General features: G+C 71.0%; 19 protein-coding genes. 11 read left to right on the forward strand and 8 right to left on the reverse strand.

What is annotated here, in order from left to right; all coding sequences use genetic code 11:
* Positions 1-32: 32 nt before the first annotated feature.
* The 4 genes from EIZ44_RS01575 to EIZ44_RS01590 are packed head-to-tail and all read right to left on the reverse strand — an operon-like array spanning position 33 to position 4,592.
* Positions 33-1,493 (reverse strand): glycoside hydrolase family 3 protein, encoded by a 1,461-nt coding sequence (locus EIZ44_RS01575; protein ID WP_134727488.1) that lies wholly within the window; start codon positions 1,491-1,493, stop codon positions 33-35.
* Positions 1,490-2,320 (reverse strand): carbohydrate ABC transporter permease, encoded by an 831-nt coding sequence (locus EIZ44_RS01580; protein ID WP_043834374.1) that lies wholly within the window; start codon positions 2,318-2,320, stop codon positions 1,490-1,492. Before EIZ44_RS01580 ends, EIZ44_RS01575 begins: the two co-directional genes overlap by 4 nt.
* Entirely contained in the window at positions 2,317-3,303 is a 987-nt protein-coding gene (locus EIZ44_RS01585) for a carbohydrate ABC transporter permease (RefSeq protein ID WP_134727489.1), read from the reverse strand. Before EIZ44_RS01585 ends, EIZ44_RS01580 begins: the two co-directional genes overlap by 4 nt.
* The gene (locus EIZ44_RS01590) at positions 3,300-4,592 is read right to left on the reverse strand and encodes a sugar ABC transporter substrate-binding protein (protein WP_134727490.1); all 1,293 of its coding nucleotides are present in this window, start codon (positions 4,590-4,592) and stop codon (positions 3,300-3,302) included. The genes EIZ44_RS01585 and EIZ44_RS01590 overlap by 4 nt, the downstream gene beginning before the upstream one ends.
* Before the next feature lie 662 nt (positions 4,593-5,254).
* Here EIZ44_RS01590 and EIZ44_RS46225 point away from each other — a divergent pair.
* From EIZ44_RS46225 to EIZ44_RS01605, 3 genes are read left to right on the forward strand one after another with little or no spacing between them, the layout of a single operon-like run.
* Positions 5,255-6,559 carry a lysozyme gene (locus tag EIZ44_RS46225; protein WP_134727491.1) on the forward strand — a complete coding sequence of 435 codons (1,305 nt, stop codon included), beginning with the start codon at positions 5,255-5,257 and terminating at the stop codon, positions 6,557-6,559.
* A 59-nt stretch (positions 6,560-6,618) separates the two neighbouring features.
* Positions 6,619-6,984 (forward strand): YrdB family protein, encoded by a 366-nt coding sequence (locus EIZ44_RS01600; protein WP_037805762.1) that lies wholly within the window; start codon positions 6,619-6,621, stop codon positions 6,982-6,984.
* A gap of 53 nt (positions 6,985-7,037) precedes the next feature.
* On the forward strand, positions 7,038-7,478 hold the full coding sequence (locus tag EIZ44_RS01605) for a hypothetical protein (protein ID WP_134727492.1): 441 nt from the start codon (positions 7,038-7,040) through the stop codon (positions 7,476-7,478).
* A 4-nt stretch (positions 7,479-7,482) separates the two neighbouring features.
* On the opposite strand, the gene EIZ44_RS01610 is transcribed toward EIZ44_RS01605, so the two are convergent.
* Positions 7,483-9,693 (reverse strand): serine/threonine-protein kinase, encoded by a 2,211-nt coding sequence (locus EIZ44_RS01610; RefSeq protein WP_167753940.1) that lies wholly within the window; start codon positions 9,691-9,693, stop codon positions 7,483-7,485.
* Positions 9,694-9,783: 90 nt separating this feature from the next.
* Between EIZ44_RS01610 and EIZ44_RS01615 the strand changes: the two genes are divergently transcribed.
* Together EIZ44_RS01615 and EIZ44_RS01620 are read left to right on the forward strand one after the other, a co-directional pair.
* On the forward strand, positions 9,784-11,373 hold the full coding sequence (locus tag EIZ44_RS01615; RefSeq protein WP_134727494.1) for an acyl-CoA synthetase: 1,590 nt from the start codon (positions 9,784-9,786) through the stop codon (positions 11,371-11,373).
* A 55-nt stretch (positions 11,374-11,428) separates the two neighbouring features.
* A complete protein-coding gene (locus tag EIZ44_RS01620) occupies positions 11,429-11,962 on the forward strand; it encodes a GNAT family N-acetyltransferase (protein WP_134661601.1) in 534 nt (177 codons plus the stop codon).
* 120 nt (positions 11,963-12,082) lie between these two features.
* Here the strand turns inward: EIZ44_RS01620 and EIZ44_RS01625 are convergent, their stop codons facing one another.
* Complete coding sequence (locus EIZ44_RS01625; protein ID WP_134727495.1) at positions 12,083-12,532, reverse strand: MarR family winged helix-turn-helix transcriptional regulator; 450 nt, start codon at positions 12,530-12,532, stop codon at positions 12,083-12,085.
* Positions 12,533-12,621: 89 nt separating this feature from the next.
* Here EIZ44_RS01625 and EIZ44_RS01630 point away from each other — a divergent pair, with 89 nt between their 5' ends.
* A complete protein-coding gene (locus tag EIZ44_RS01630; protein WP_134727496.1) occupies positions 12,622-14,868 on the forward strand; it encodes an FUSC family protein in 2,247 nt (748 codons plus the stop codon).
* 350 nt (positions 14,869-15,218) lie between these two features.
* Here the strand turns inward: EIZ44_RS01630 and EIZ44_RS01635 are convergent, their stop codons facing one another.
* Positions 15,219-15,881, reverse strand: coding sequence for a S1 family peptidase (locus tag EIZ44_RS01635; protein WP_240691197.1), 663 nt, complete (start codon positions 15,879-15,881; stop codon positions 15,219-15,221).
* 302 nt (positions 15,882-16,183) lie between these two features.
* Between EIZ44_RS01635 and EIZ44_RS01640 the strand changes: the two genes are divergently transcribed.
* The 5 genes from EIZ44_RS01640 to EIZ44_RS01660 are packed head-to-tail and all read left to right on the forward strand — an operon-like array spanning position 16,184 to position 22,024.
* Positions 16,184-17,125: an ABC transporter permease gene (locus EIZ44_RS01640; RefSeq protein WP_037805769.1), complete on the forward strand. Its 942-nt coding sequence runs from the start codon at positions 16,184-16,186 to the stop codon at positions 17,123-17,125.
* Positions 17,122-18,123, forward strand: a complete 1,002-nt coding sequence (locus EIZ44_RS01645; protein ID WP_238605930.1) for an ABC transporter permease — start codon at positions 17,122-17,124, stop codon at positions 18,121-18,123. The genes EIZ44_RS01640 and EIZ44_RS01645 overlap by 4 nt, the downstream gene beginning before the upstream one ends.
* Before the next feature lie 19 nt (positions 18,124-18,142).
* Positions 18,143-19,831, forward strand: coding sequence for an ABC transporter substrate-binding protein (locus EIZ44_RS01650; protein WP_134727497.1), 1,689 nt, complete (start codon positions 18,143-18,145; stop codon positions 19,829-19,831).
* 4 nt (positions 19,832-19,835) lie between these two features.
* Positions 19,836-21,452, forward strand: a complete 1,617-nt coding sequence (locus EIZ44_RS01655; RefSeq protein ID WP_134727498.1) for a dipeptide ABC transporter ATP-binding protein — start codon at positions 19,836-19,838, stop codon at positions 21,450-21,452.
* A 53-nt stretch (positions 21,453-21,505) separates the two neighbouring features.
* The gene (locus EIZ44_RS01660; RefSeq protein WP_134727499.1) at positions 21,506-22,024 is read left to right on the forward strand and encodes a dihydrofolate reductase family protein; all 519 of its coding nucleotides are present in this window, start codon (positions 21,506-21,508) and stop codon (positions 22,022-22,024) included.
* 195 nt (positions 22,025-22,219) lie between these two features.
* On the opposite strand, the gene pip is transcribed toward EIZ44_RS01660, so the two are convergent.
* Positions 22,220-23,164 (reverse strand): prolyl aminopeptidase, encoded by a 945-nt coding sequence (gene pip / locus EIZ44_RS01670; protein ID WP_134727500.1) that lies wholly within the window; start codon positions 23,162-23,164, stop codon positions 22,220-22,222.
* Between the last annotated feature and the right edge of the window lie 22 nt (positions 23,165-23,186).

Here is a 23,186-nt window from a genome sequence, read left to right on the forward strand (position 1 = left end):
TGATTCCCTGAGGGTTCCCCTCACGTACCGCGTCAGGCGCGGGCGAGATACTCCGCCGCTGCCCGCAGGCTCACGTAGGAGCCGCTGAACGTGTCGATCCGCGGCGCGGCACCGGCTTCCGGCCCCGGCACCCCGGTCTCGACCCGAATGTAGTCCACAGTGGACAGACCGGCCAGGAACTCCCGCACCGCCGGGTGCCGGTGCGCTTCCCGGGTCACCACCACGATGCTGTCCACTGACGAGGCTTCGGCCACCACCGTCGCGACGTCGTCCGGGGACACCGAAAGCGTCCGGGTTGCCGGAACCAGTTCCGCCAGATGCGCGCCCAGCCCCCACGGCATCGGCCCGGCGGCGATGCCCGGTTCGGTCTGCACGTCCACCACGAGCGACCGGCCGGTCAACCGCGGCGTGCCGGTGATCCGCAAGGCGGCCCGCGCGGCGGACAGGCCGAGCGAGTAGTCCACCGGCTGCACCGCGGCGGGAGCGGGGGAGGAGCCCAGCGAAGCGGTCCGGGCCGCGGCATCGGCCAGGCGCGCCAAGGAAAGCCGCCCCTCGGTCACCGCCGCGACGATCGCCTCCGCGGTCCGGTCCAGCGTCTCCGCGTCGAACGCGGCCCCGCCGAGGCACAGCGCGTCCGCGCCGCCCAGGAGAGCCCGGACCGAGGCTTCGCCGATCCCGTCGTGCCGCCCGTACGCCCCGGAGATGGCGCCCATCTCCAACGCGTCGGTGATGACCGCGCCGGTGAACCCCAGTTCGCCGCGCAGCACGTCGACGAGCGCGGTCCGGTTGAACGTCGCCGGTTCCTCGCCCCATTCCCGCACGACGAGGTGCCCGGACATGACCGTCCGGACGCCCGCCTCGATCGCCGCGGCGAACGGAACCAGTTCCACCTCCCGAAGCTCGGCGGCGGTCCGCGGCAGCACCGGCAGCGAGAGGTGCGAGTCCTCGGTCGCCGCACCGTGTCCGGGGAAGTGCTTCGCGCACGCGGCGACCCCGTACTTCTGCATGCCGGTCACGAACGCCGCGACGTGCGGCGAGGCGGCCGCCGGGTCCGAGCCGAACGCCCGCACGCCGATGCCCGGATCCTCCGCCGCGAGCGTGAGATCCGCGCACGGCGCGAGGTTGACCGTGACCCCGCACGCCGCGAGCCGCTCGCCGAGAGCGGCCGCGACGGACGCGGTCAGCTCCGGATCCCCGGCCGCGCCGAGTGCGAGCGGACCGGGCACGAACGAGCCCTTGCCGACGTCGAGGCGGGTGACGTCGCCGCCTTCCTCGTCGATCCCGACGACCACGCCGTCCCGCTCGGACCGCAGCGCCGAGGTGAGCGCGGCGACCTGTTCGTCGTCGACCACGTTGCGGCCGAACAGGATCACGCCGCCGAGCCCCTCGGCGAGCCGGCGGCGCACCCAGTCCGGCGCCGTGGTCCCGGCGAATCCGGGCAGCAGAACGGCTTCGGCCAGCCGGCGGGTTTCGGACAGGTCAGCCACCGTCATCCCTTCACCGCGCCGGCGGTCATGCCGGACACGAGTTTCCGTTGCACGATCAGGAAGAAGATCACCGCGGGGATCGCGTAGATCACCGAGGCCGCCATGACGCCGCCCCAGTCGATCGAGAACGCCGTCTTGAACGACGACAGCCACACCGGCAGCGTCTGCTTCGACTGGTCGCGCATGAACACCAGGGCGAACAGGAATTCGTTCCACGCGGTGATGAAGCTGAACACCGACGTGGTGACCAGTCCCGGCCCGAGCAGCGGCAGCGTGACCCGGCGGAACGCGCCGACCCGGCTGCAGCCGTCGATCATCGCGGCCTCTTCGAGGTCGTACGGGATGCCGTTGACGAACCCGTAGAGCATCCACACGGTGAACGGCAGCGACGTCGCGAAGTACACCAGCAGCAGCGACGGCAGCGTGTTCAGCAGCCCGATGTCGCGCATCAGCAGGTACATCGGGATGAACAGCGCCGAGAGCGGGGCCAGCTGCGCCACCAGGATCAGCAGCAGGAACCCCTTGCGGCCGCGGAAGCGGAAGCGCGCCAGCGGGATCGCCGCGAGCACGCCCACCACCAGCGCGGCCAGCACCGCGCCGAGCGTCACGATCAGGCTGTTGGTCAGGTACGTGACGAACCCGGGCTTGGTCAGCGCCGAGGCGAAGTTCGACAGCGTCGCCGAAGTCGGGATCAGGTCGTACTTCGGCGACAGCACGTCGCCCGGCGTCTTGAGCGACGTCGTGAACATCCAGTACGTCGGGAAGAGGAACAGCAGCGCCACGAGGATGCCGGCGGCCGACACCAGCACCCGGGCGGGCAGGGACTTCCTCATGCGATCTCCCCGTCCTTGGTCCGGACCAGCAGCTGCACGTACCGGCCGGTGACCAGCAGGAGCAGCACCAGCATGATGGTGGCGATGGCCGCGGCGGAGCCGAAGTGGCTGCCCGCGATGCCCTTGAGGTACTGCAGGATCGCCAGCGTCGTGCTCGCGCCGTCCGGGCCGCCTTGGCGGATGGCCCACACCTGGGCGAACATGTTGAAGTCCCACAGCATCGACAGGAACGTCACCATCGTCAGGATCGGCCGGATCGCGGGCCAGCTGACCGCGCGGAACGTCTGCCACGGCCCGGCCCCGTCGATGCCCGCCGCCTCGTACTGCTCGCGCGGCACGCCGATGAGGCCCGCGTAGAGCGTGAACGCGACGAACGGCACGGCCTGCCACAGCACCAGCAGCCCGATCACCACGAGCGTGCTCGTGCCGGTGGAGAACCACGAGTACCCGATGAACGAATGGAAGCCCAGCCGGTCCAGCGTCTTGTTGAGGATGCCGTACTGCTGGTCGAAGATCCACTGGAACACCGTGGTGGTGGCGATGACCGGCACCGCCCACGCGAGCACCAGCGAAACCTGCACGAAGATCCGCAGCACCGGGTTGAGGTGGCGCATCAGCACCGCGATCAGCAGCGCCACGAGCAGGGTCCCGGCGACGAGCGCGCCGGTGAAGAGGATCGTGCGGAGCGCGACTGCCCAGAACTCGGGGTCGGACAGCACGTCGGTGTAGTTCTTGAAGCCGATCCACACCATCTTGCCGGTCACCAGCTCGCGCAGGTCGAGCCGGCGCAGGCTGATGCCGAGCATCTGGACGGTGGGCCAGCCGAGCAGCACCAGCACGGCCGCGAGCGCGGGAAGGATCAGCAGGTACGGCATGAGCCGTTCGCTGAACCAGCCGCTTCCCCGCTTCCGCGCCGCCCCGACGTGCGCCGATGCCGGCGGGGTCGCCCCCGCCGGCATCGGCTTGTCCTTCGTCGCGGTCATCCGCCGATGATCTTGTCGAGGGCCGTGTTCGCGTCGGCCGCCGCCTGGTCGAGAGTCTTCTTCCCGGTCAGGTACGCGGTCAGCATGTCCTTCAGCGGGTTCTGGCCGGATTCGACCTCGCCCCACTTCGGGCTGGCCGGCATCGCGCGGCCGTTCTTCGACGCCTTCGCCATCACCGCGCCCAGCGGGTCCTTGTCCAGGGCGCTGACGTCGGTGGAGGTGCCCGGCACGTAGCCGCCGGCGGCGAGCTGCGTCATGTACTTGGTGCTGGTCAGCAGCTTCAGGTAGTCCTTGGCGAGGTCCTGGTGCTTGCTGTTGAGCGGGACGACCAGGTTCGAGCCGCCGAGGAACACCGGGGCGGTCTGGCCCGCGGTCTTCGACGGGATCGGGAACGCGCCGGTCTTGGCGGTGATGCCCGGGTCGGTCTTGGCGGCGGTCGCCACCTCGTTCGGGGTGCCGATGAACATGGCGACCTTGCCCGCGCCGTAGATGCCCGCCTGCTGCGGCGTGGCCTCGTCGTTGTCCTTGGGCGCGGTGGTGCCCGAGGAGTCCACGAGCTTCTTGTAGAACTCGAGGCCCGCCTTGGCTTCCGGCGTGTTGAGCGACGACTTGAACGACTTGCCCTCGGCCTTGGCGATGTCGCCGCCGTTGTCCCAGATGAACGACGACAGCGCGTACCAGTTCTGGCCCGGCATGTAGAGCGGCTGGAACTGCGGGTCGCTGCCGAACTTCGTCTTCAGCTTCGCGATGTCCGCGAGCCATTCGTCGTTCGAGGCGGGCGGCTGGGTGATGCCGGCCTGCTCGAACATGTCCTTGCGGTACATGACGACGCGGTTGGCGGCGTAGAACGGCACGCCGACGGTTTTGCCGTCGTACTGGCCGGACGCCTTGAGCCCGGCGAGCCACTGCCCGCCGTTGAGGTTGTTGACGTCGCCGGAGAGGTCGGCCAGCACGCCCTGCGCGGCGAACGCGGGCGTCTGGGTGTTGCCGACCTCGATGACGTCCGGCGGGGTGTCGCTCGCCAGCGCGGTGGTCAGCTTCTGCTGGATGCCGTTCCACTGCTGGATCTGGTAGTCGACCTTGACGCCGGGGTGGGCGGCTTCGAATTCCTTGTTCAGGGCGGCGGTCAGGCTGTCCGGCGCGGAGCCGGTCATGAGCCAGACCGTCAGCTTGCCGTCCTGCGCGCCCCCAGCGCTCGAGGCGTTCTCACTCCCGCCCGAACCGGCACAGCCGGCCGTGGCGAGCGTGATGGCGGCGGCTCCCGCCGCCAGCATGAGCCAGCGCTTCACGTGTCTCGTCCTTTCGGTGCCCGGTCGTCGGCGACCGGGGCGGTATGACAAATGGTGTAGACCAATGTCCTGCAGGGTGGTCCGGACCACAGCCGGTGTCAAGCCGGTTGCCAAGATGTTGCGAAGACGTCCGCCTGGTTGACGCTGTGTGTCCGCGCGATTACCGGCGCTGGCGCGAAAAGTGCTGGTAGAGCGCGATTTCCGCAGTGCGGGCAAGGGTTTCCGGTGCGGGGGAGTTGTTCGTGAACGGCTCGCCGGGCCGGGCGTGTCGCGCGCCGCGGGCGGGTCTCGGACAGTTCCGGGCGAACGACCTTCGGCCCTTGCGCGACGACAAGACTTCGGATCCGGGGCGGCCGCTGTCCGGTCCGGACATGACGGCTGCTCCGGCGCGGCCGAGCGTGATCACCCGCTGCTACGAGTGCCGGAATCGCCGCCGACAGTGACCCGGGGTGGGTGAGTTTCATTCCGGCGCGGACCGGGCGCACCCCTGGTGACCTCGGAAAACCTCTTGTGTACCACGCGTCACATCACTCCCAGTGGTTTACAGGCGTCCCGCGTGTCACACACACTGGGGCTCGCCCAGGTGATCCGGTGCCGCTCTTGGGGAAGAGAGGCGGACGGCCGGAGCGCTCCCAGGGCGGGAAAAGAAGAGGGAGTAGAGGATGACGGGCTCCGGGCGGATAGCGGCTCGGGCGGGTGCGGTCGTCGCGGCGGCAGCGGTGGCTGCCGCCGGTGCGCTGGGGCTGCTGCACGCGCCCCAGGCGGTGGCAGCGCCTGCCGAGGTGCCGGGCATGGACGTGTCCGGGCACCAGGGCAATGTGGACTGGAAAGCGGCCTGGAACGCGGGCGCGCGTTTCGCGTACGTCAAGGCGACCGAGGGCACCGGGTATCGCAACCCGTACTTCGCGCAGCAGTACAACGGTTCTTACGACGTCGGGATGATCCGCGGCGCGTACCACTTCGCGCGTCCGGACGTGTCCGACGGCGCGACGCAGGCGGACTACTTCGTCGCGCACGGCGGCGGCTGGTCCGCGGACGGCCGCACCATGCCGCCGATGCTGGACATCGAATACAACCCCTACGGCTCGACCTGCTTCGGCCTGTCCAAGCCGGCGATGGTGTCGTGGGTGAAGTCGTTCTCCGAGCGGCTGCACGCGAAAACGTCGCGCTGGCCGATGCTCTACACCACGACCGACTGGTGGAAGACCTGCACCGGGAACTCGGCGGCGTTCGGCGACACGCATCCGCTGTTCATCGCCCGGTACGCGCAAAGCGCGGGCCCGCTGCCCTCGGGCTGGCGCTACTACACGATCTGGCAGTACTCCGACTCCGGCAACAAGCCCGGCGACCAGGACTCGTTCAACGGGTCGATGGAGCAGCTGATCAAGCTCGCCGGGGGCGAAGCCCCGAAGAGCGAGGCCCCGGTGCCGCCGAAGCCGAGCACCTCGACGAAGCCGCCGACGTCGGCCAAGCCGACCACGAGCGCGCCGCCGACGTCCTCGGCGACCAAGACTCCGACGAAGACGCCGACCAGCTCGGCCACCGCGTCGCCTTCGCCGAGCACCACGACGAAGGCGAGCCCGACGACGTCCAGCAGCCCGACGTCCTCGGCGACGAAGCCGCCCGCGTCCACCTCGTCGCCCGCGGCGAAGAAGGACATCAGCGGTCTCGTCTGGGCGGGCGGCAAGCAGGCGAACCCGCCGGGGTCGCTCTCGGACGCCAAGCACGCCGACTCGCTCACCGCCCGCGTCCACGAGGTCGCGAAGGTGACGCCGAAGGCTTCGGCTCCGCAGAAGGTCACGACGAGCCAGCCGACGCAGACCTCCGCGCCGGAAGCCAGCCAGCCGAAGCAGCAGGCGCTCGCGAAGACCGGGGTGAGCACGCCGCGGCTCGCGGTGTTCGGTGCGGCGTTGCTGGTGTTCGGGGCGATTCTGATGACGTTGTCCCGGATGGTGGCGCGACGCTGATTCCGGCCGGGTCCGCACTCCGCGCACGGAGCGCGGGCCCGGCCGTTAGGCTTCGCGGCGTGACCACCACTCGACCCGCATCGCGCGGTTTCCCCGGCGCGGTGCTCGCCGTCCGCTTCCTGACCGAACTGGCGCTGCTGGCCGGTCTCGCGGTCGCCGGCGCGCGGCTGGGCGGGAACGTGTTCCTGAACATCCTGTCCGCGGTGCTGTGGCCCGCGCTGGCGGCGGCGATCTGGGGGCTCGTGATCGCGCCGAAGGCGAAGCGGCGCAGTCCGGAGCCGACCCGGTTCTTCCTGGAGGTCGCGCTGTTCGCGGCCGCGGCGCTCGGGCTCATCGCGTCCGGGCTGCTGGTCGCGGGGATCGTGCTCGGCGTCGCCGGGATCGCGGTCGCGGTGGCCGTGCGCGTGTGGGCGAAAGACGGCTGAGCGGATTTCCCGAGCGGGGACCGGTCCCGGCCGCGGATCAGTACGGTGCGCGCATGGAACTTCGCACTGCTGCCCGGACGGTGTTCGCGCCGGTCGCGCTCCTCGCCGCACTGACCGCGTGCTCCGGCAGCCCCGCCCCGGCCCCCGCGCCGTCGTCTTCTTCCGCCGCGCCGGTCAAGGAACAGGTGCCGGATCGCCAGCCGCACACGCTCGTGCTGAACGCGACCGGTTCCGGTTCCCTGAAACAGATCACCTACACCTTGGACGGCGTCACCAAGGAAACCGGGCAGGTGAAGATGCCGTGGCGGCAGTCGCTCACCGTGCCCGCCGACGGGAAACCGCACCAGTGGACGCTGGAGATCACCTATTCCGGCGCGAGCGGCCAGGTGGACATGTACTCCGTCGTGGACGGCAAGGAATCCGTGCACACCGCGAGCGGCGGGCACGGGAACGTCACCGGGTCGGCCTCGATCGGCGGCTCCGTGGAGGGCTGAGCGCTCAGGACGGGCCGGAGTCGTGGTTCCACCAGTCGATCATCGCGAACGGCTCGGTGCCGCGGTGCGCGACCGCGAGGATCCCCGACTGGTCGTCCGTCCACTTGAGATAGCGCTCGCCGCTGGGCCGGAGGGTCGCGCAGGCGAGGCGTCCGGTGCGGCCGCCGCGCGCGTACGGGCGGTCGGCGGCGAAATCGGGCGGCTGGTCGGTGCACGCCTTCTCGGTGGTCTGGGTGCTGTTGAAGACCTGGTTCATCGTGGCGGCGTCGGGCAGTTGGTAGTAGACGACCAGTCCGGCGCCGCTGGTCTGTCCACACGCGACAGCGGCGTCCGCTTGCACCGCGCCGAGGTCTTGCCAGCGCTGGTCCGCGGACGGGCGCACGCAGTTGATCCGCGAGGCTGGCGGGATCCGGTGCAGCAGCGCGTTTTCCGCCGGGGTCGGGAACGCGGGGGAGGACTCGCGGTTGACCTGCGCGACGATCCGGCTCAGCGGCGCGAGATGCCATTGCGTCCACCAGCCGCCGGTGCCTTCCTGGCTGGCGCCGGCGACGTGGCCGAGGACGTGGAAGGAATCGAGGCTCCAGTCGATCGCGACGGTACCTTCGCGGCCGGGACGGCAGAGCACCTGGCCGAGGTCGACGCTCAGCCAGTCGAAACGGGTGGTGCTCGGCGACGCGCCCGGACAAGGTTTCCCGCTCGGCGCCTTCGCGGCGGTGACGAGACCGTCGAAGCTGGCGCGCAGCGTCCGGGTGTCGGGGAAACGGTAGTAGGACACGTCGCGGGCGCCGGTCCCGCGTGGCGTGCAGGAGATTCCGGCGATGGCTCCGGGGTAGTTGCCGAGATCCGCTGGTGCCGCGCGGTGGCATTTGTTCCCGGCGGCGATCTCGGCGAGGGCGGTTTCGTCCGGGGTCGGGAATGCCGGTGCCCCGGTCCAGCCGACCCAGGCGGCGCGCAGGGCGGCGTCGTCGTTCGCCGAAGCCGTGGCGGTGGTGACCGCGCGGACGGCGTCGTCCTTCCAGACCACCATGGACTGTCCGCCTCCGGCATGGCAGAACACGCGGCCGAGTGCGGGACCGGTTGCTGGGTAACGATGTTCGGCCCCCGAAGCGACGGCGCAGTCTCCTTGCCCGGCCGTCTCGCCGACGCGGGACAGCAAGGCGGAGTAGGCGTCGGAGGCTTGTTTCTGGTCGGCGTACAGCGCGGTCGTCGCGGCGCGGCCGGACGGGTCGTGACAGGTGATGGTCGCGGTCGCGCCGGAGACGGGCGTGTCCGCGGTCGCGCAGTCGGTCCGCAGGGCGGCAGGCATCCGGGCGAGCGTGGCGTCGTCCACCCCGGACAGGGCGCCGGTGGTCAGCGAGGCGACGAGCAGCCCGGCCGCGGCGACCGCCGGGACTCCCGCGCGCAGCAGCCACCGGCGCCGCCGGTCCCAGCGTTCGGCGGCGACCAGATCGTCGACCAGCGCGGTGCAGGTCGGATGCCGGGCGGCCGGATCGGTGCTGAGCGACCGGCGAAGCGCGCGCACGCCGGGGTGGCCGAGTTCGGCGTGGTGGCCCGGGGGAGCGCCGGCCAGGCATTCGCAGAGCACGCAGGCGAGCGAGTACACGTCAGCCGCCGGTCCGGCCGGTTTGCCCTGGCGTTGTTCGGGCGCGGCGTAGCCGACCGTGCCGAGGAACGCGCCGGTCGCGGTGAGCTGCGTGAGGTCGAGCTGGCGGGCGATGCCGAAGTCGCACAGGTACGCGCGGCCGTCGGCGTCGAGCAGGATGTTGCCGGGTTTGACGTCCCGGTGCACGAGCCGCCGGTCGTGCGCCGCGTCGAGGGCGGCGGCGATCTCGCGGCCGATGCCGAGAGTCTCCTTGAACGACAGCGGACCCCGGTCGGCGAGCGTCCGCGCGAGGTTCGTGCCCCGCACGTACTCCATCGCGAGGTAGCCGAGGTAGCCGTCTTCGGTGAACCCGGCGTCCAGCACCGGGACGATGTTCGGGTGCTCGAGCTCGCGCGCGATCCGGGTTTCGCGCTCGAACCGGGTGCGGAATCCGGGCACCGCCATGAACTCCGGCCCGACGACCTTGAGCGCCACCGCGCGCCCGTCCCTCGTGTCGGCCGCCTCGAAGACCTCGCTCATCCGGGTGCGTGCGAGCTGGCGGACGAGCCGGTACCGGGGCAGCCGGCCGGTGATGTCCGGCCGGTCGAGCGTCGGTGCTTCGGTCTCGTCCACGCGCCCCTCCCCGGGTGGTGCCGGAGAGCCTACCGAGGGCCGCCGCCGGTCCTGCTTGCGCGCGCCGCGCCGGTGGATGAGACTCCCGCTATGCCGAGCCCGTTCAGCGCCGAAACGGCGGAAGCGATCCAGCACGCCCGCCAGCATTCCGTCGGGGATCTCCTGCGGCGCACCGCGTTGCGCCTGCCGGACAAGCTCGCGATCGTCTCCGGCGAGCGCCGCGCGACCTACCGCGAGTTCGACGCGGCGGTCAACCGCTGCGCGCACCGGCTCGCCGAGCGCGGCCTCGCGAAGGGCGACCGGCTCGCGCTGCTCAGCCGCAACTGCTGGGAGTACGCGGTGCTCGTGTTCGCCACGGCCAAACTGGGCGTGGTGCTGGTGCCGGTGAACTTCATGCTCGGCGCGGAGGAGGTCGCGTTCATCCTCGGCCACGCCGGGGTGTCCGGGCTGATCGCCGAGGACGCCTTGCTCGACACCGCCGCGGAGGCGTTGAAGCGCTCCGGCCGCACCGACGCGCTGCGGGCCCGGATCGGCGGTAGCGGCGGCGAATGGGAGAGCGTCGCGGACTGGATCGACCAGCCCGGCGACGAAACGGCGCCCGCGGTGCTGGTGGCGGACGACGACCCGCTGCGGCTGATGTACACCTCAGGCACCGAATCGCGGCCGAAGGGCGTGCTGCTGTCGAGCCGTTCGCTGATCGCCCAATATGTCTCATGCGCGATCGACGGCAGCATGACCGGCGACGACATCGAGGTGCATTCGCTGCCGCTCTACCACTGCGCGCAGCTGGACTGCTTCCTGTCGGTCGACGTCTACCTCGGCGCGACGAGCGTGATCCTGCCCGGCCCGGACCCGGCGGCGCTGCTGGCCGCGGTGGAACGGGAACGCGCGACGAAGCTGTTCGCGCCGCCGACGGTGTGGATCTCGCTGCTGCGCCACCCGGCGTTCGACACGACCGACCTGTCGAGCCTGCGAAAGGGCTACTACGGCGCGTCGCCGATGCCCGCCGAGGTGCTGCGCGAACTCGCGCGCCGCCTGCCGGACGTGCAGCTGTGGAACTTCTACGGCCAGACCGAAATGGCTCCGCTCGCCACGATTCTGCGCCCGCACGAACAACTCGCGAAAGCGGGTTCGGCGGGCCGGGCGTCCATCAACGTCGAAACCCGGATCGTCGGCGAGGACGGCCGCGAACTGCCGCCCGGCGAGGTCGGCGAGATCGTGCACCGCAGTCCGCACGCGACGCTCGGCTACTACGAGGACGAGGAGAAAACCGCGGCGGCCTTCGAGGGCGGCTGGTTCCACTCGGGCGACCTCGGCGTGCTGGACGAAGAGGGCTATCTCTCGGTGGTGGACCGGAAGAAGGACATGATCAAGACCGGCGGCGAGAACGTCGCGAGCCGCGAGGTCGAGGAAGCGCTGTACCTGCTCGACGGGATCGCCGAGGTCGCGGTGTTCGGCGTCGCGCACCCGCACTGGATCGAAGCGGTCACCGCGGCGATTGTGCCGCGCGAGGGCGTCACGCTCACCGAGGACGAGGTGCTCGCGCACGCCCGGCAGCACCTGGCCGGGTACAAGTGCCCGAAGTACGTGGTGTTCGTGGACGCGCTGCCGAAGAACCCGAGCGGGAAGATCGTGAAGCGCGCGCTGCGGGAAGGGCACGCGGACCTCGCAAAGGCGTGACGCCCGGACGCGAAAATGAGCTGTGCGGCGGGCTTTCGGCAGGGAGACTGGGCCGATGATCCGTCTCGTCGAACCGCCGCGTCTCGTCTTGCCCACGACTGCGGTGCGGACGTCGTACCTCGTCGGCGAGCAGGCTGACTGCTTGCTCGAAGGCCGCCCGACTGAATGGCTCGACGAGGCGAGCGACGACTTCGCCGGGTTCGTCGCCGCCCGGCGCGGGGTGCGGCAGCGGTGGGGAGTGCCGTCCACGATCTTCTGGTACGTCTCCGGCGAGTACTACCTGGGAACCTTGGTGGTCCGGCACGAACTCACCGCCGAACTCGCCGAAGCGGGCGGGCACATCGGGTATCACGTGGTGCCCCCGTGGCGGAGGCAGGGCCATGCCACGCGGATGCTGGCCGCCGGGCTCGCGGAATGCCGCGGCCTCGGTCTGGACCGCGTCCTGCTGACCTGCGCCGAGGACAACGAACCCTCGCGCCGGGTGATCCTCTCGAACGGCGGCGTGCCAGATGGTCGGAAGCGGGGCGAGGATCGGTTCTGGATCGACCTCGGCGGCGGCGGGCAGCCGTCCGGCGAGGTCAGTCGCTGAGGTAGCGGCGGGTGACCGCGCTGTTGTAGCGGGTCAGCAGCCCGGCGAAGGCGTCGAGTTCGCCGGGTGTCCGGTCGCTCGGCGGTTGCGCGATTGCGTTGGGCCGGTCGTCCGGCGAGGTCAGTCGCTGAGGTAGCGGCGGGTGACGTTGTTGTTGTAGCGGGTCAGCAGTTCGGCGAAGGTGTCGAGTTCGCCAGGCGTCCAGTCGCCCAGCAGTTCCCCGACGGTGGATCGCCGCCGGGCCCGGGTGCGGTGCATGAGGTCGCGGCCGTGGTCGGTCGGGGTGATGACGCAGCGTCTGCGGTCGTCGCTGACGGGGTTGCGTTCGGCCAGTTCCTTGCGGAGCAGGGCCGAGACCTGCCGTCCGGCGGTGGACGGGTCGAGGCCCAGCGCGCCGGCCAGGGTGCCGATGTCGGCGGGGCCCAGGTCGTCGAGCGTGCGCAGGATCAGGTACTCGGCCTGGTCCAGTTCGGCGTAGACGTCGGTGCGGCGGCGCAGCATCTCGAAATTGCGCACCAGCACCGCGGTGGCGCGTTCCAGCACGTCGAGCGGTTCGGGGGGCTGGTCCATGGCCCGGGTCCTCCGATGAGCCGAAGAGGCGTCGCGGAAATATCGGTATCATACCGGTGATCGCGCACGAGGACGGGAAGGCGGGGTGGATGCTGCCCAGGGCAACGGAGATCCGGGACCGGGTGGCCGCCTCGGATCCGGGGCTGAGCCGGTTGCGCTCGGCGCTCGCGGCGACCGTGTCGATGGGCACCGCGCTGGGGGTGGAGTACCTGCTGGCGCATCTCACCGGCGCGGATCCGAAGGGCGCGCTGGTCGGGATGCTGCTCGGTGCGGTGGTCGCGATGATGGGGTCGATGGCCCTCGGCGATTCGCCCGCGTGGACCAAGGTGAAGACCGCGGTGTTCTTCCCAGTCGCGTTCGGGGCCGGGATGGCGCCGGGTGCCGCGGTCGGCGCGCATCCGGACCTGATGCTCGTCGTCTTCGTCGTGGTGATGTTCCTGGCGGTGTTCGTCCGCCGGTTCGGGCCGGTTTTCTTCTTTTACGGCTTCATGGCCTGGATGGGGTATTTCTTCGCGTCGTTCCTGCACGCGAGCGTCGCGACGCTGCCTTCGCTGCTGCTCGCCGTAGTCGTGGCGTCGGCGTGGGTGCTGCTGTTGTCGCTGACGGTGTTGCGCACCAGCCCGAAACGCACGCTCGGCCAGGTGGTGCGCGCATTCGATGCACGGGGCCGGGCGCTCGCCCGGTCCTGCGCGGATCTGCTGACCAGCCCAGACCCGCATCAGGACGCGCGGCTCCGGCGGCGAGTGCAGCGGCGGCAGGCGCGGATCGCCGAAGCCGCGCTGATGATCGAGGCGTGGTCGGCACAACCCGGTGCGGTGCCGGAGGGCTTCTCAGCGGCCGCGCTCCGGCGCGCGATGGTCGACGCGCACCATCTGCTCGACCAGCTGGCGACCTCCGCGTGCGCGCTCGTCGACAGCGGTTCCGGGCTGACCGTGCTGGCCGCGGAGGTGTCCGACCGCCTGGCCCGGCACGACGACCGGGGCGCGGCGCAGGTCGCGTACCGGCTGGCCGCGCTGGCGGAGAGGACGGGCGGCACGGCGGGCGGGTGGTGGCCCGCCCGGCACTTCGCGGCGGCCGCGCTCGAACTGGCCCCGGTGCTCGAACGGGCGCGGCGGCCCGGTGCGGCCGGGGCCGAACCCGTCGACGATTTCCAGCCGGCGGTGGGCCTGGTCTTCGGCGCGCTGCCGGGTTCGGCGGCGGCCGCGGGCGAGGTCCCGGCCCGGCACGCCGGGTGGAACCCGTTGTCCCGCCTCGATTTCGTGAGCAGGCAGGCGGTGCAGGGCGCGATCGCGGGCGCGCTGGCGATCCTGGCCGGCAAGCAGTTGTCCGACGCCCGCTACTACTGGGCGGTGCTGGCCGCGTTCGTCATGTTCACCGGCACCGCCACCCGCACCGAAACCTTCCTCAAAGGCTTCAACCGGGTGCTCGGCACGTTCGTGGGACTCGCCGCGTCGATCGGCCTGGCCGCGCTGACCGCGGGCAACGCCACGGCCGTGCTGGCGACCATCTGCGCGAGCATGTTCTTCGGCTTCTACCTGATCCGCCTGTCGTACGCGTACATGATTTTCTTCGTGACGATCATGGTCGGCCAGCTCTACAGCGTGCTGCACGAGTTCTCGCCCGGCCTGCTCCTGCTGCGGCTGGAGGAAACCGCGATCGGCGCGGCGGTCGGCCTGCTGGTCGCGCTGCTCGTCACCCCATTGTCCACTCGGGACACTGTGCGCACGGTGCGGAACAACCTCCTCGGCGCACTGCACGAGGTGCTGACCGCCGCCGCGGCCCGGCTCGAACGGGACCCCGGCGCGCAGGCGGACTTCGACGCGCTCGCCCGCGATCTCGACCACCGGCTGTACCAGCTCGCACTGGTCGCGCGCCCGCTCACCCGCCCGGTCCTCGGCGGTACGACCTCGCCCCGGTTGCGGCACCGATTGTCGCTCTACGCCGCGCTGACCACGCACGGCAGGGCGCTCGCGGTCGCGATGCGGTCGCCCGGTTCGTGCACCCGACATCCCGAAGGCCCGGTGGCGGCGTGCACCGCGCTCGCCGAGGCGGTCGAGGAATTGACCGCGGCTCCCCCGGGAACGGGTCGACCGGCCGCGGAGGGCCCGCTGGCGCGCGCCGATGTGGCCCTGTTCGCGTACACCCCGGCAGCCGCCGGAGAGCGGGCGAAAGACCCGGCTTTGCGCGCGCTGAGCCACCTTTACCACGTCTTGTGCGATCTGGCCGCGACCGGATCGGCCAGCCCGCGCCGGTTGTCGGCGCTGCCTGCGCCGACGGTGCCGCGGCTGTACCGGCAGGTCCGCGCGGGGATCCCGGGAGAGGCTCCGAGCGGGTGACGGACAGCGTGGTCGGGCGGTTTCCGCGCCGCGCTGACACCCGCCCGGTGCGCGGGTTTGCCGTCCGTGAGAGAAACCTGCGGGAATCAGAGTCAATGCCAGAAACTTAAGCCGTGCCGATTCCGCCCGCTGACCGTCCACACGAGACGCCAGCGGTGCCGAAATGCCCAATTGATGGTCATCTGACTGATGTTTGAGGTCCGTGAAGGGCTCCCTGAGGGAATCTGATTCCCTCAAGGAGCCCTTCACGGACCGCTGGCCCCACATCCCGCCCCGGACGCGCCGTCGACCCTGGCGAACGCATCTGGAAAGGTGCCTGCCGCACCTTCTTAAGCTCCGGGCATTGGCGCTCAGGCGAGCGTTGCTCCGTAGGCGGCGAGCACCGGAGGCAACGGCTGGAAGAAGCTGACCTGGTTGTTCCCGCCGGACAGCACCCCGTACCCGACCCCGGCGTAGAACAACGGGCCGCCGCTGTCGCCGGCCCCGACCGGGATGTCCGTGGCGATCGTCCCGACGACCTGCTTGCCGTCGCCGAAGTTCACGGTCTGGTTGAGGCCCAGGACCTTTCCGCACGTCTTCTTCGTGGTCATGCCGCTCTTGCACACCAGTTGCCCCACCTGCGGGGTGCCTGCGCGCAGGATCCGCTGGGTGCTGCCGTCGTACAGATCGACCTGGCTGTGCCCGGAACCGGAGCGGTCCTCGACGCGGCCGTAGTCGGTCACCGGGAAGTGGCTGTCCACATTGCGCCCGATGTCTTTCCAGTCGAGCCCGTGCTCGGTGCAGTGCCCCGCGGTGAGGAGGTAACGGACGTCCTTGACCAGGATCGCGAACCCGGCCGAGCAGTAGTAGGGCTCGCGCCCAGGGCCCGGCGAGACGGTGTACATCGCGTCGCCGCCGTTCACTGCCGCACCGGCCGCCGAGGCGGGCGGGCTGACCAGCAAGACGGCCGCGGAAAACGAGCACTCCGGCCAGCTTGCGCGAGCAGCGAGACATCGGCGGGTCCTTCCGTCCACAGGAGACTGGCTACGTGCGCCCAGTCCAGTGCCGGGCGGGCGGCGGCACAAACGGAGTCAGCCGACCGTCCCGAGACTGCGTCCGAACGGGTGACAACAAGGCTGGCCGGACAGGTGTCCGCACGGCACACTGGCCCGGGCCGCGCGACCGCCGGTGACCTGCGCGAACACCACGTATTCCCGGGGGAGGTGCGATCTTGCCGGCGTCTCACGATCCGGGAAGGGCGCCGCCGTCGTGGTGAATTTCCTTCGGGTTCTTTACTGTCACGTCGTCAAGTAACGCTGATCTGCATAGGGAACCGTTGTCCGACATCCTGTCGCCGGGCGGCGCTGGGGTCCCGGCGGCCGCTCCGGCCTCCCGGAACCTGTGGCGCGCGTTGCGGCACGACCGCTGGGCGCAAGCCAGCGCGGTCGTCATCGTGCTGGTGATCGTCACCGCTCTCGCGGCTCCTCTGCTCGCCCTGATCGAGGGCCAGGATCCGTACACGTACCACACCGACCTGCTCAATCCGGCCGACGGCACCGGCGCGGGATTCCTCGGCGGCATCAGCGGCAGCCACTGGTTCGGCGTCGAACCGCTGACCGGACGGGACCTCTTCGCGGTCGTCGCGTACGGCGCGCGCACGTCGTTCCTGATCGGGCTCGCCGCGACCGCGGTGTCGATGCTGCTGGGCGTGCTGCTCGGGGCGAGCGCCGGATACCTCGGCGGCTGGTGGGACACCGCGGTGAGCCGGGTGACCGACGTGCTGCTCGGGTTCCCGCAGCTGATCTTCATGATCGCGCTCGGCGCGGTCGCCCCGCAGTCGATCCCGCGGCCGCTGCTGCTGATCGCGGTGATCGGCCTGTTCGGCTGGCCGCGGGTGGCCCGGGTGGTCCGCGCGCAGACGCTGAGCCTGCGCAACCGCGACTTCGTCAAGGCGGCCCGGGCGCTCGGCGCGGGCGGCGTGCACGTCTTCCGCCGCGAACTGCTGCCGAACCTGTGGGCGCCGATCATCGTGCTGGCGACGGTGAGCATCCCGGCCAACATCGGGCTGGAAGCCGCGCTGTCGTTCCTCGGCGTCGGCATCCCGCCGCCCACGCCGAGCTGGGGCCGTTCCATCAGCGACGCGATCAACTGGGTGCAGACCGATCCGATGTTCCTCATTTTCCCCGGCGCCGCGCTGTTCGTCGCGACGCTCGCGTTCAACATGCTCGGCGACGGGCTGCGCGACGCCCTCGACCCGAAGACGGCGGTGCGCCGGTGAACCGCACCCTGCGTTTCGTGGGCATCCGCCTGCTGGGCATGCTCGGCGTGCTGCTCGTGGTCAGCTTCGGCACCTTCGCGGTGTTCTACCTGCTGCCCACCGACCCGGCGTACATGTCCTGCGGCAAACCGTGCACGCCCGAGAACCTGGCGCTGGCGCGGGAGTTCATGGGCTTCGACAAGCCGTGGATCCAGCAGTACTTCGACTTCCTCGGCGGCATCTTCACCGGCCGCACCTTCGGCGCCGGCGTGACGGCGATCGTCTGCTCCGCGCCCTGCTTCGGCTACTCGTTCCAGCAGAGCGAACCGGTGCTGACGCTGATCGGCGACCGGCTGCCGATCACCGTCTCGCTGGCCATCGGCGCGTCGGTGATCTGGCTGATCGCCGGGGTCGCGACCGGGGTGTTCTCCGCGCTGCGGCGCGGGAAGTTCGCCGACCGGGCCGCGATGACGGTGACGCTCGCCGGGGTGTCCGCGCCCGCGTACCTGGTGGGGCTGCTGGGAATCCTGCTGTTCGGCTTCACGCTCGACGTGGTGCCGGTGAGCGGCTACGTGACGTTCGCGCAGAGCCCGGTCGACTGGGCGTGGCACCTCGTGCTGCCGTGGCTGGTGCTGGCGTTCATCAACGCCGCGGTGTACGCCCGGCTCTCGCGCGGGCAGATGCTCGAAATCATGGGCGAGGACTTCATCCGCACCGCGCGGGCGGTCGGCCTGCCGGAGCGGACGGTCGTCGGGAAATACGCGCTGCGCAACGTGTTGCTGCCGGTGGTGACGGTGTTCGCGGTCGACCTCGGCGCGCTGCTCGGCGGCGCGGTGATCACCGAGCGGGTGTTCGCGCTGCCCGGGCTCGGCGGGCTGCTCGTCGACGCCGTGCACCAGGTGGACCTGCCGGTGCTGATGGGCGTCAGCCTGTTCGCCGCCTTCTTCGTCGTCCTCGCGAACTTCGCGGTGGACGTGCTCTACGGGGTCCTCGACCCCCGCGCTCGGCTCGGTTCGTGAGAAAGGGAACGGAAAAACCATGGATCGCAGGGACTTCCTGAAGGCGCTCGGCATCACCGCCACGGTCACCGGGGCAGGGGCGTTCCTCGCCGCGTGCAACGCGAACGAGCAGTCCGGCGGAGGGGGAGCGGTCGCGGTTTCGTCCGGCGGCACGCTGTACATCCTCAGCGACACCACCTCGCAGCACCTCGACCCGGCGAAGAGCCAGAACCTGGCGATCACCACGATCAGCCTGGTCCACCGCAGGCTCACCGCGTGGAAGACCGCCGGGGACGGCCCGGCGACCGTGGTCCCGGACCTCGCCACCGACACCGGCCGGGCGAGCGCGGACGGCAAGACCTGGACCTACACGCTCAAGGACGGCCTGAAGATGGCCGACGGCACGCCGATCACCAGCGCCGAGATCAAGTACGGCATCGAGCGGTCGTTCGACTCGGCGTTCTCCGGCGGACTGGGCTACCACAAGAACCTTCTCGCCGGCGGCCCCGACTACAAGGGCCCGTTCAAGGGCGGCGAACTGGCGTCGATCGAGACGCCGGACCCGAAGACGATCGTGTTCCGCCTGGCCCGCCCGTACGGCGACTGGCCGTGGATCGCGAGCATGCCCGCGTTCGCGCCGGTGCCGAAGGGCAAGGGCACCGACGCGACTTATGACACGAAGCCGGTCGCGTCCGGCCCGTACCAGGTCGAGACGTACCAGAAGGGCGTGCAGGTCAAGTTCGTCCGGAACCCGAACTGGGACGCCAAGACCGACCTCGCGCGCACCGGCCTGCCGGACTCGGTGGTGATCCAGATGGGCCAGGACACCGGCGTCGTCGCGAAGCGGCTGCTGGCCAGCCAGGGCAACGACGCGTTCGCGTTCGGCTCGTCGTTCGTGAACCCGGCGCAGCTGGCGCAGATCCGCACGAACCCGGCGGCGAAGAACCAGCTCGTCACGTCGAAGTCCGGCGCGCTGGCCTATCTCGCGCTGAACACCAAGCGCGGTCCGCTGGCGAATCCCAAGGTGCGCCAGGCGTTCCAGTACGCCGTGGACAAGACCGCCTACCAGGTCGCCGCGGCGGGCAGCGCGGACCTGGCCGGTCCGATCGCGACGACGCTGATCACCGAGGGCATCGCGGGGCGCGAGGTGTACGACCTCTACCCGGCCCCGCCGAACGGTGACGTGGCGAAGGCGAAGCAGCTGCTCGCCGAAGCCGGTTTCCCGAACGGCATCGACAACCTGGACTTCCCGGTGTCGACGGCCAACAACGAGGCGGACAAGGCGCAGGCGATCCAGGCCGCGCTGCAACGGGCGGGCATCCGCGCCAAGCTGCGCCCGCTCGACGACGAGGCGTGGACCACGCTGGTCACCGGCAACGACGGCAACTACGACCTGACGCTGGGCTCGTGGCAGCCGGACTTCCCGAGCGCCAACGCGAACATCGAGCCGCTGTTCGGCACGTCGGAGATCGGCAACGGCGGGTACAACGAGTCGCGCTATTCGGTGCCCGAGGTGGACGCGCTGATCACGCAGGCGCAGGGCACGGTCGACCCTGCGGCGGCCGGGAAGCTCTGGGCGAAGGCGGACAAGCGGATCATGCAGGACTCGCCGGTGGTCCCGCTGATCTACACGCGCAACTCGTTCCTGCACGGCGCGAAGGTCGGCAATTTCGCGATCGGCGCGTTCCCCGCGTACCCGAACTACCTCCAGATGGGCCTGGCGAAGTAATCCCGTGTCCGAGCAGCTGCTTTCCCTGTGCGACGTCTCCGTCCGGTTCGGTTCCGCCGAGGCGGTGCGGGAGGTGACATTCGACGTGCACCCCGGCGAGGTCGTCGCCCTCGTCGGGGAATCCGGTTCCGGCAAGTCGGTCACCGCGCTGTCGCTGCTCGGCCTGCTGCCGGACACCGCGACGGTGACCGGCTCCGCGGTGCTCGACGGCCGCGATCTGTACACAGTGGACGGTCCGGCGCTGCGCGCGGTGCGCGGCGGCGAGATCGGCATGGTGTTCCAGGAGCCGATGAGCGCGCTGAACCCGGTGTTCCGGATCGGCACGCAGCTCGTGGACGCGGTCCGGGCGCACCGGAAGGTGTCGCGGGCCGCCGCGCGGGAACGGGCCCGGGAACTGCTGGAGCTCGTGGAACTGGACGCGCGGCGCGTGCTGCGGGCGTACCCGCACGAGCTGTCCGGCGGGCAGCTGCAGCGGGTGGTCATCGCGATCGCGCTGATCCACGACCCGAAACTGCTGGTCGCGGACGAGCCGACGACCGCGCTGGACGTCACCGTGCAAGCCGGGATCCTGCAGCTGCTGCGGTCGCTGCGGGACCGGCTCGGCACGGCGATCCTGCTGGTGACGCACGACATGGGCGTGGTCGCGGACGTCGCGGACCGGGTCGTGGTGCTGCGCGAGGGCCGGGTCGTCGAGCAGAACACCGCGGCCGGGCTGTTCGCGTCGCCGCAAGCCGACTACACGCGGGAACTGCTGGATTCGGTGCTGTCGCTGGGTTCCGCGCCCGGCGGTGCGGTGCGGCCGGCGTCGGCTCCGCTGGTGTCGGTGGAGGATCTCGCGGTGACCTACCGGGTCGGCGGCGGCGCCCCGCCGGTGCGCGCGGTCGACGGCGTGTCGCTGACCATCGGGACCGACGAGGTGCTCGGTCTCGTCGGTGAATCCGGTTCCGGCAAGAGCACGATCTCGTCCGTGCTGACCGGCTTGGTCGCTCCCTCGGCGGGCTCCGTGCGGATCGACGGCGTGGACGTCGCGCGCGCGTCGGCCCGGCAGCGGCGGGAGATCCGGCGGCAGATCGGGATCGTGTTCCAGAACCCGGCCTCCGCGCTCAACCCGCGCGCGACGATCGGCGCGAGCATCGCCGAACCCCTGGTGGTGCACGGCGAACGCGGCGAGCACCGGGAGCGGGTCGCGGAACTGCTCGCCGCCGTGCGCCTGGACCCGGGCTGGAGCAACCGGTACCCGCACGAACTGTCCGGCGGCCAGCGGCAGCGGGTCGGGATCGCGCGGGCGCTGGCGCTGCGGCCGCGGCTGCTGATCGCGGACGAGCCGACGAGCGCGCTGGACGTCTCGGTGCAGGCTTCGGTGCTGGACCTGCTGGCGGACTTGCAGCGGGAACTGGCCTTCGCGTGCCTGTTCATCAGCCACGACCTGGCGGTGGTGGAGCGGGTCGCGGACCGGGTCGTCGTGCTGCACCACGGCAAGGTGGTCGAGGAGGGCCCGGTCGCGTCGGTGCTGGGCTCGCCGCAGGAAGACTACACGCGCCGCCTGGTCGCCGCGGCCCCGGTGGCGGATCCGGAACGGCAGCGGGAACGCCGGGAGGCTTGGCGCGCACTGTCCGGCTGACCGATGAGTTTCGGCCCTTCCGGGAGTCGGTACGGAAAACGGAAGGGGCTGAGATGGGAAAGCTGCTGTACTCCGCCGCGATGTCGCTGGACGGGTTCATCGCCGGGCCCGGCGGGGACATGGGATGGCTCTCGCCGTACACCGGGGAGGCCGCCGACGACTTGGCCGCGGAGGTCGGCGCGCTGCTGGTCGGCCGCCGGACTTTCTCCGGCGACGACCCGTATCGCGGCACCGAGGGCGAAGGCAAGGCTTTCGGCGGCGGCTGGGAGGGGCCGCAGGTGGTCTTGACCCGGGGTGACGCGCCTGTGGCGCCCGGGGTGACGTTCTGCTCCTCGCTGGAGGAAGGCGTCGCGACGGCGCGGGCGGCGGCGGGGGAGAAGACGGTGAACGTGCTGGGCGCTTCGGTCGGGCGGGCTTGCCTGGAGGCTGGCCTGCTGGACGAGGTCGTGGTGGTGGTGATGCCAGTACTGCTCGGCGGCGGGGTGCGGCTGTTCGAGCGGCCGGGCCCGCCGGTGCGGTTGGAGTTGCTGGCGCAGCGGGGGACGAGGCTGCGGTATCGCGTGCTGGCTTAGCGGTCCTCGAAGCGGGTGATCGCTTCCAGTACTGCCGTTCCCATCGACGGGCTGCCAGTGTGCCCCGCGTCGTCGATGACGACGAGTTCGGCGTCCGGCCAGGCCTGGGCGAGTTGCCACGCCTTCCGCAGCGGGGCCCTCAGGTCGGCCGGGTTCGCCGCAGCAGGGGACGAGGCTGCGGTATCGCGTGCTGGCTTAGCGGTCCTCGAACCGGGCGATCGCCTCCAGCACCGCCGTCCCCATCGAGGGGCTCCCGGTGTGTCCGGCGTCGTCGATGACGACGAGTTCGGCGTCCGGCCATGCCTGGGCGAGCTGCCACGCTTTCCGCAGCGGTGCGCTCAGGTCGGCGCGTCCGTGGATCAGCACCGCCGGAATGCCGTGGAGCAGGTGGATGTCGCGCAGCAGCTGATCGTCCTCGAGCCAGGCGTGGTGGCGGTAGTAGTGCGCGCAGAGGCGGGCGAGCGTGATCAGTTCGTCGTCCGGGCCCGCGCTGAACTGGCCGGTTCGTCCGCCGACCCATTCGTGCGAGATCACCGCGTCTTCCCAGGCGCACCAATCGCGGGCGGCGCGGAGCTGCACAGCGCGGTCCGGGCTGGCGAGGAGCTGCGCGTACCCGGCGAGGAGGTCTCCGTCCGGGTCGGGCGCGCCTGCCCGGAACGTTTCCCATTGCGCGGGCAGCAGCCGCCGGACGCCGCGGTAGAGCCAGTCGATCTCGTCCGGCGACGAGGTGAACGCGGCGACCAGCACGATGCCGCTGACCCGTTCCGGATGCCGCTGCGCGTAGGCCAGCGCGAGCGTCGCGCCCCAGGAACCGGCGTAGAGCAGCCAGTTCTCGAAGCCGAGGTGGACGCGCAGCCGCTCCATGTCGGCGATCAGGCGGTCGAGGGTCTGGTGCTCCAGGCTCACCGCCGGGTCCGCGACGCTCGGCGTGCTCCGTCCGCAGCCGCGCTGGTCGAACACCACGACGCGGAACTTCTCCGGGTCGAAGCCGCTGCGGCCGAAGCTGCCGCCGCCTCCGCCGGGGCCGCCGTGCACGCACAGCACCGGCTTGCCGGAGCCGCTGGCGTCCCAGTAGATCTGCTGTCCGTCGCCGGCGTCGAGCATGCCGGTCGCGTCGGGTTCGACCGAAAACGGCCGCATCGCGGGCCTCCTCCCCGGGCCG

The organism is Amycolatopsis nivea (assembly GCF_004522235.1).
GTDB lineage: Bacteria > Actinomycetota > Actinomycetes > Mycobacteriales > Pseudonocardiaceae > Amycolatopsis > Amycolatopsis nivea.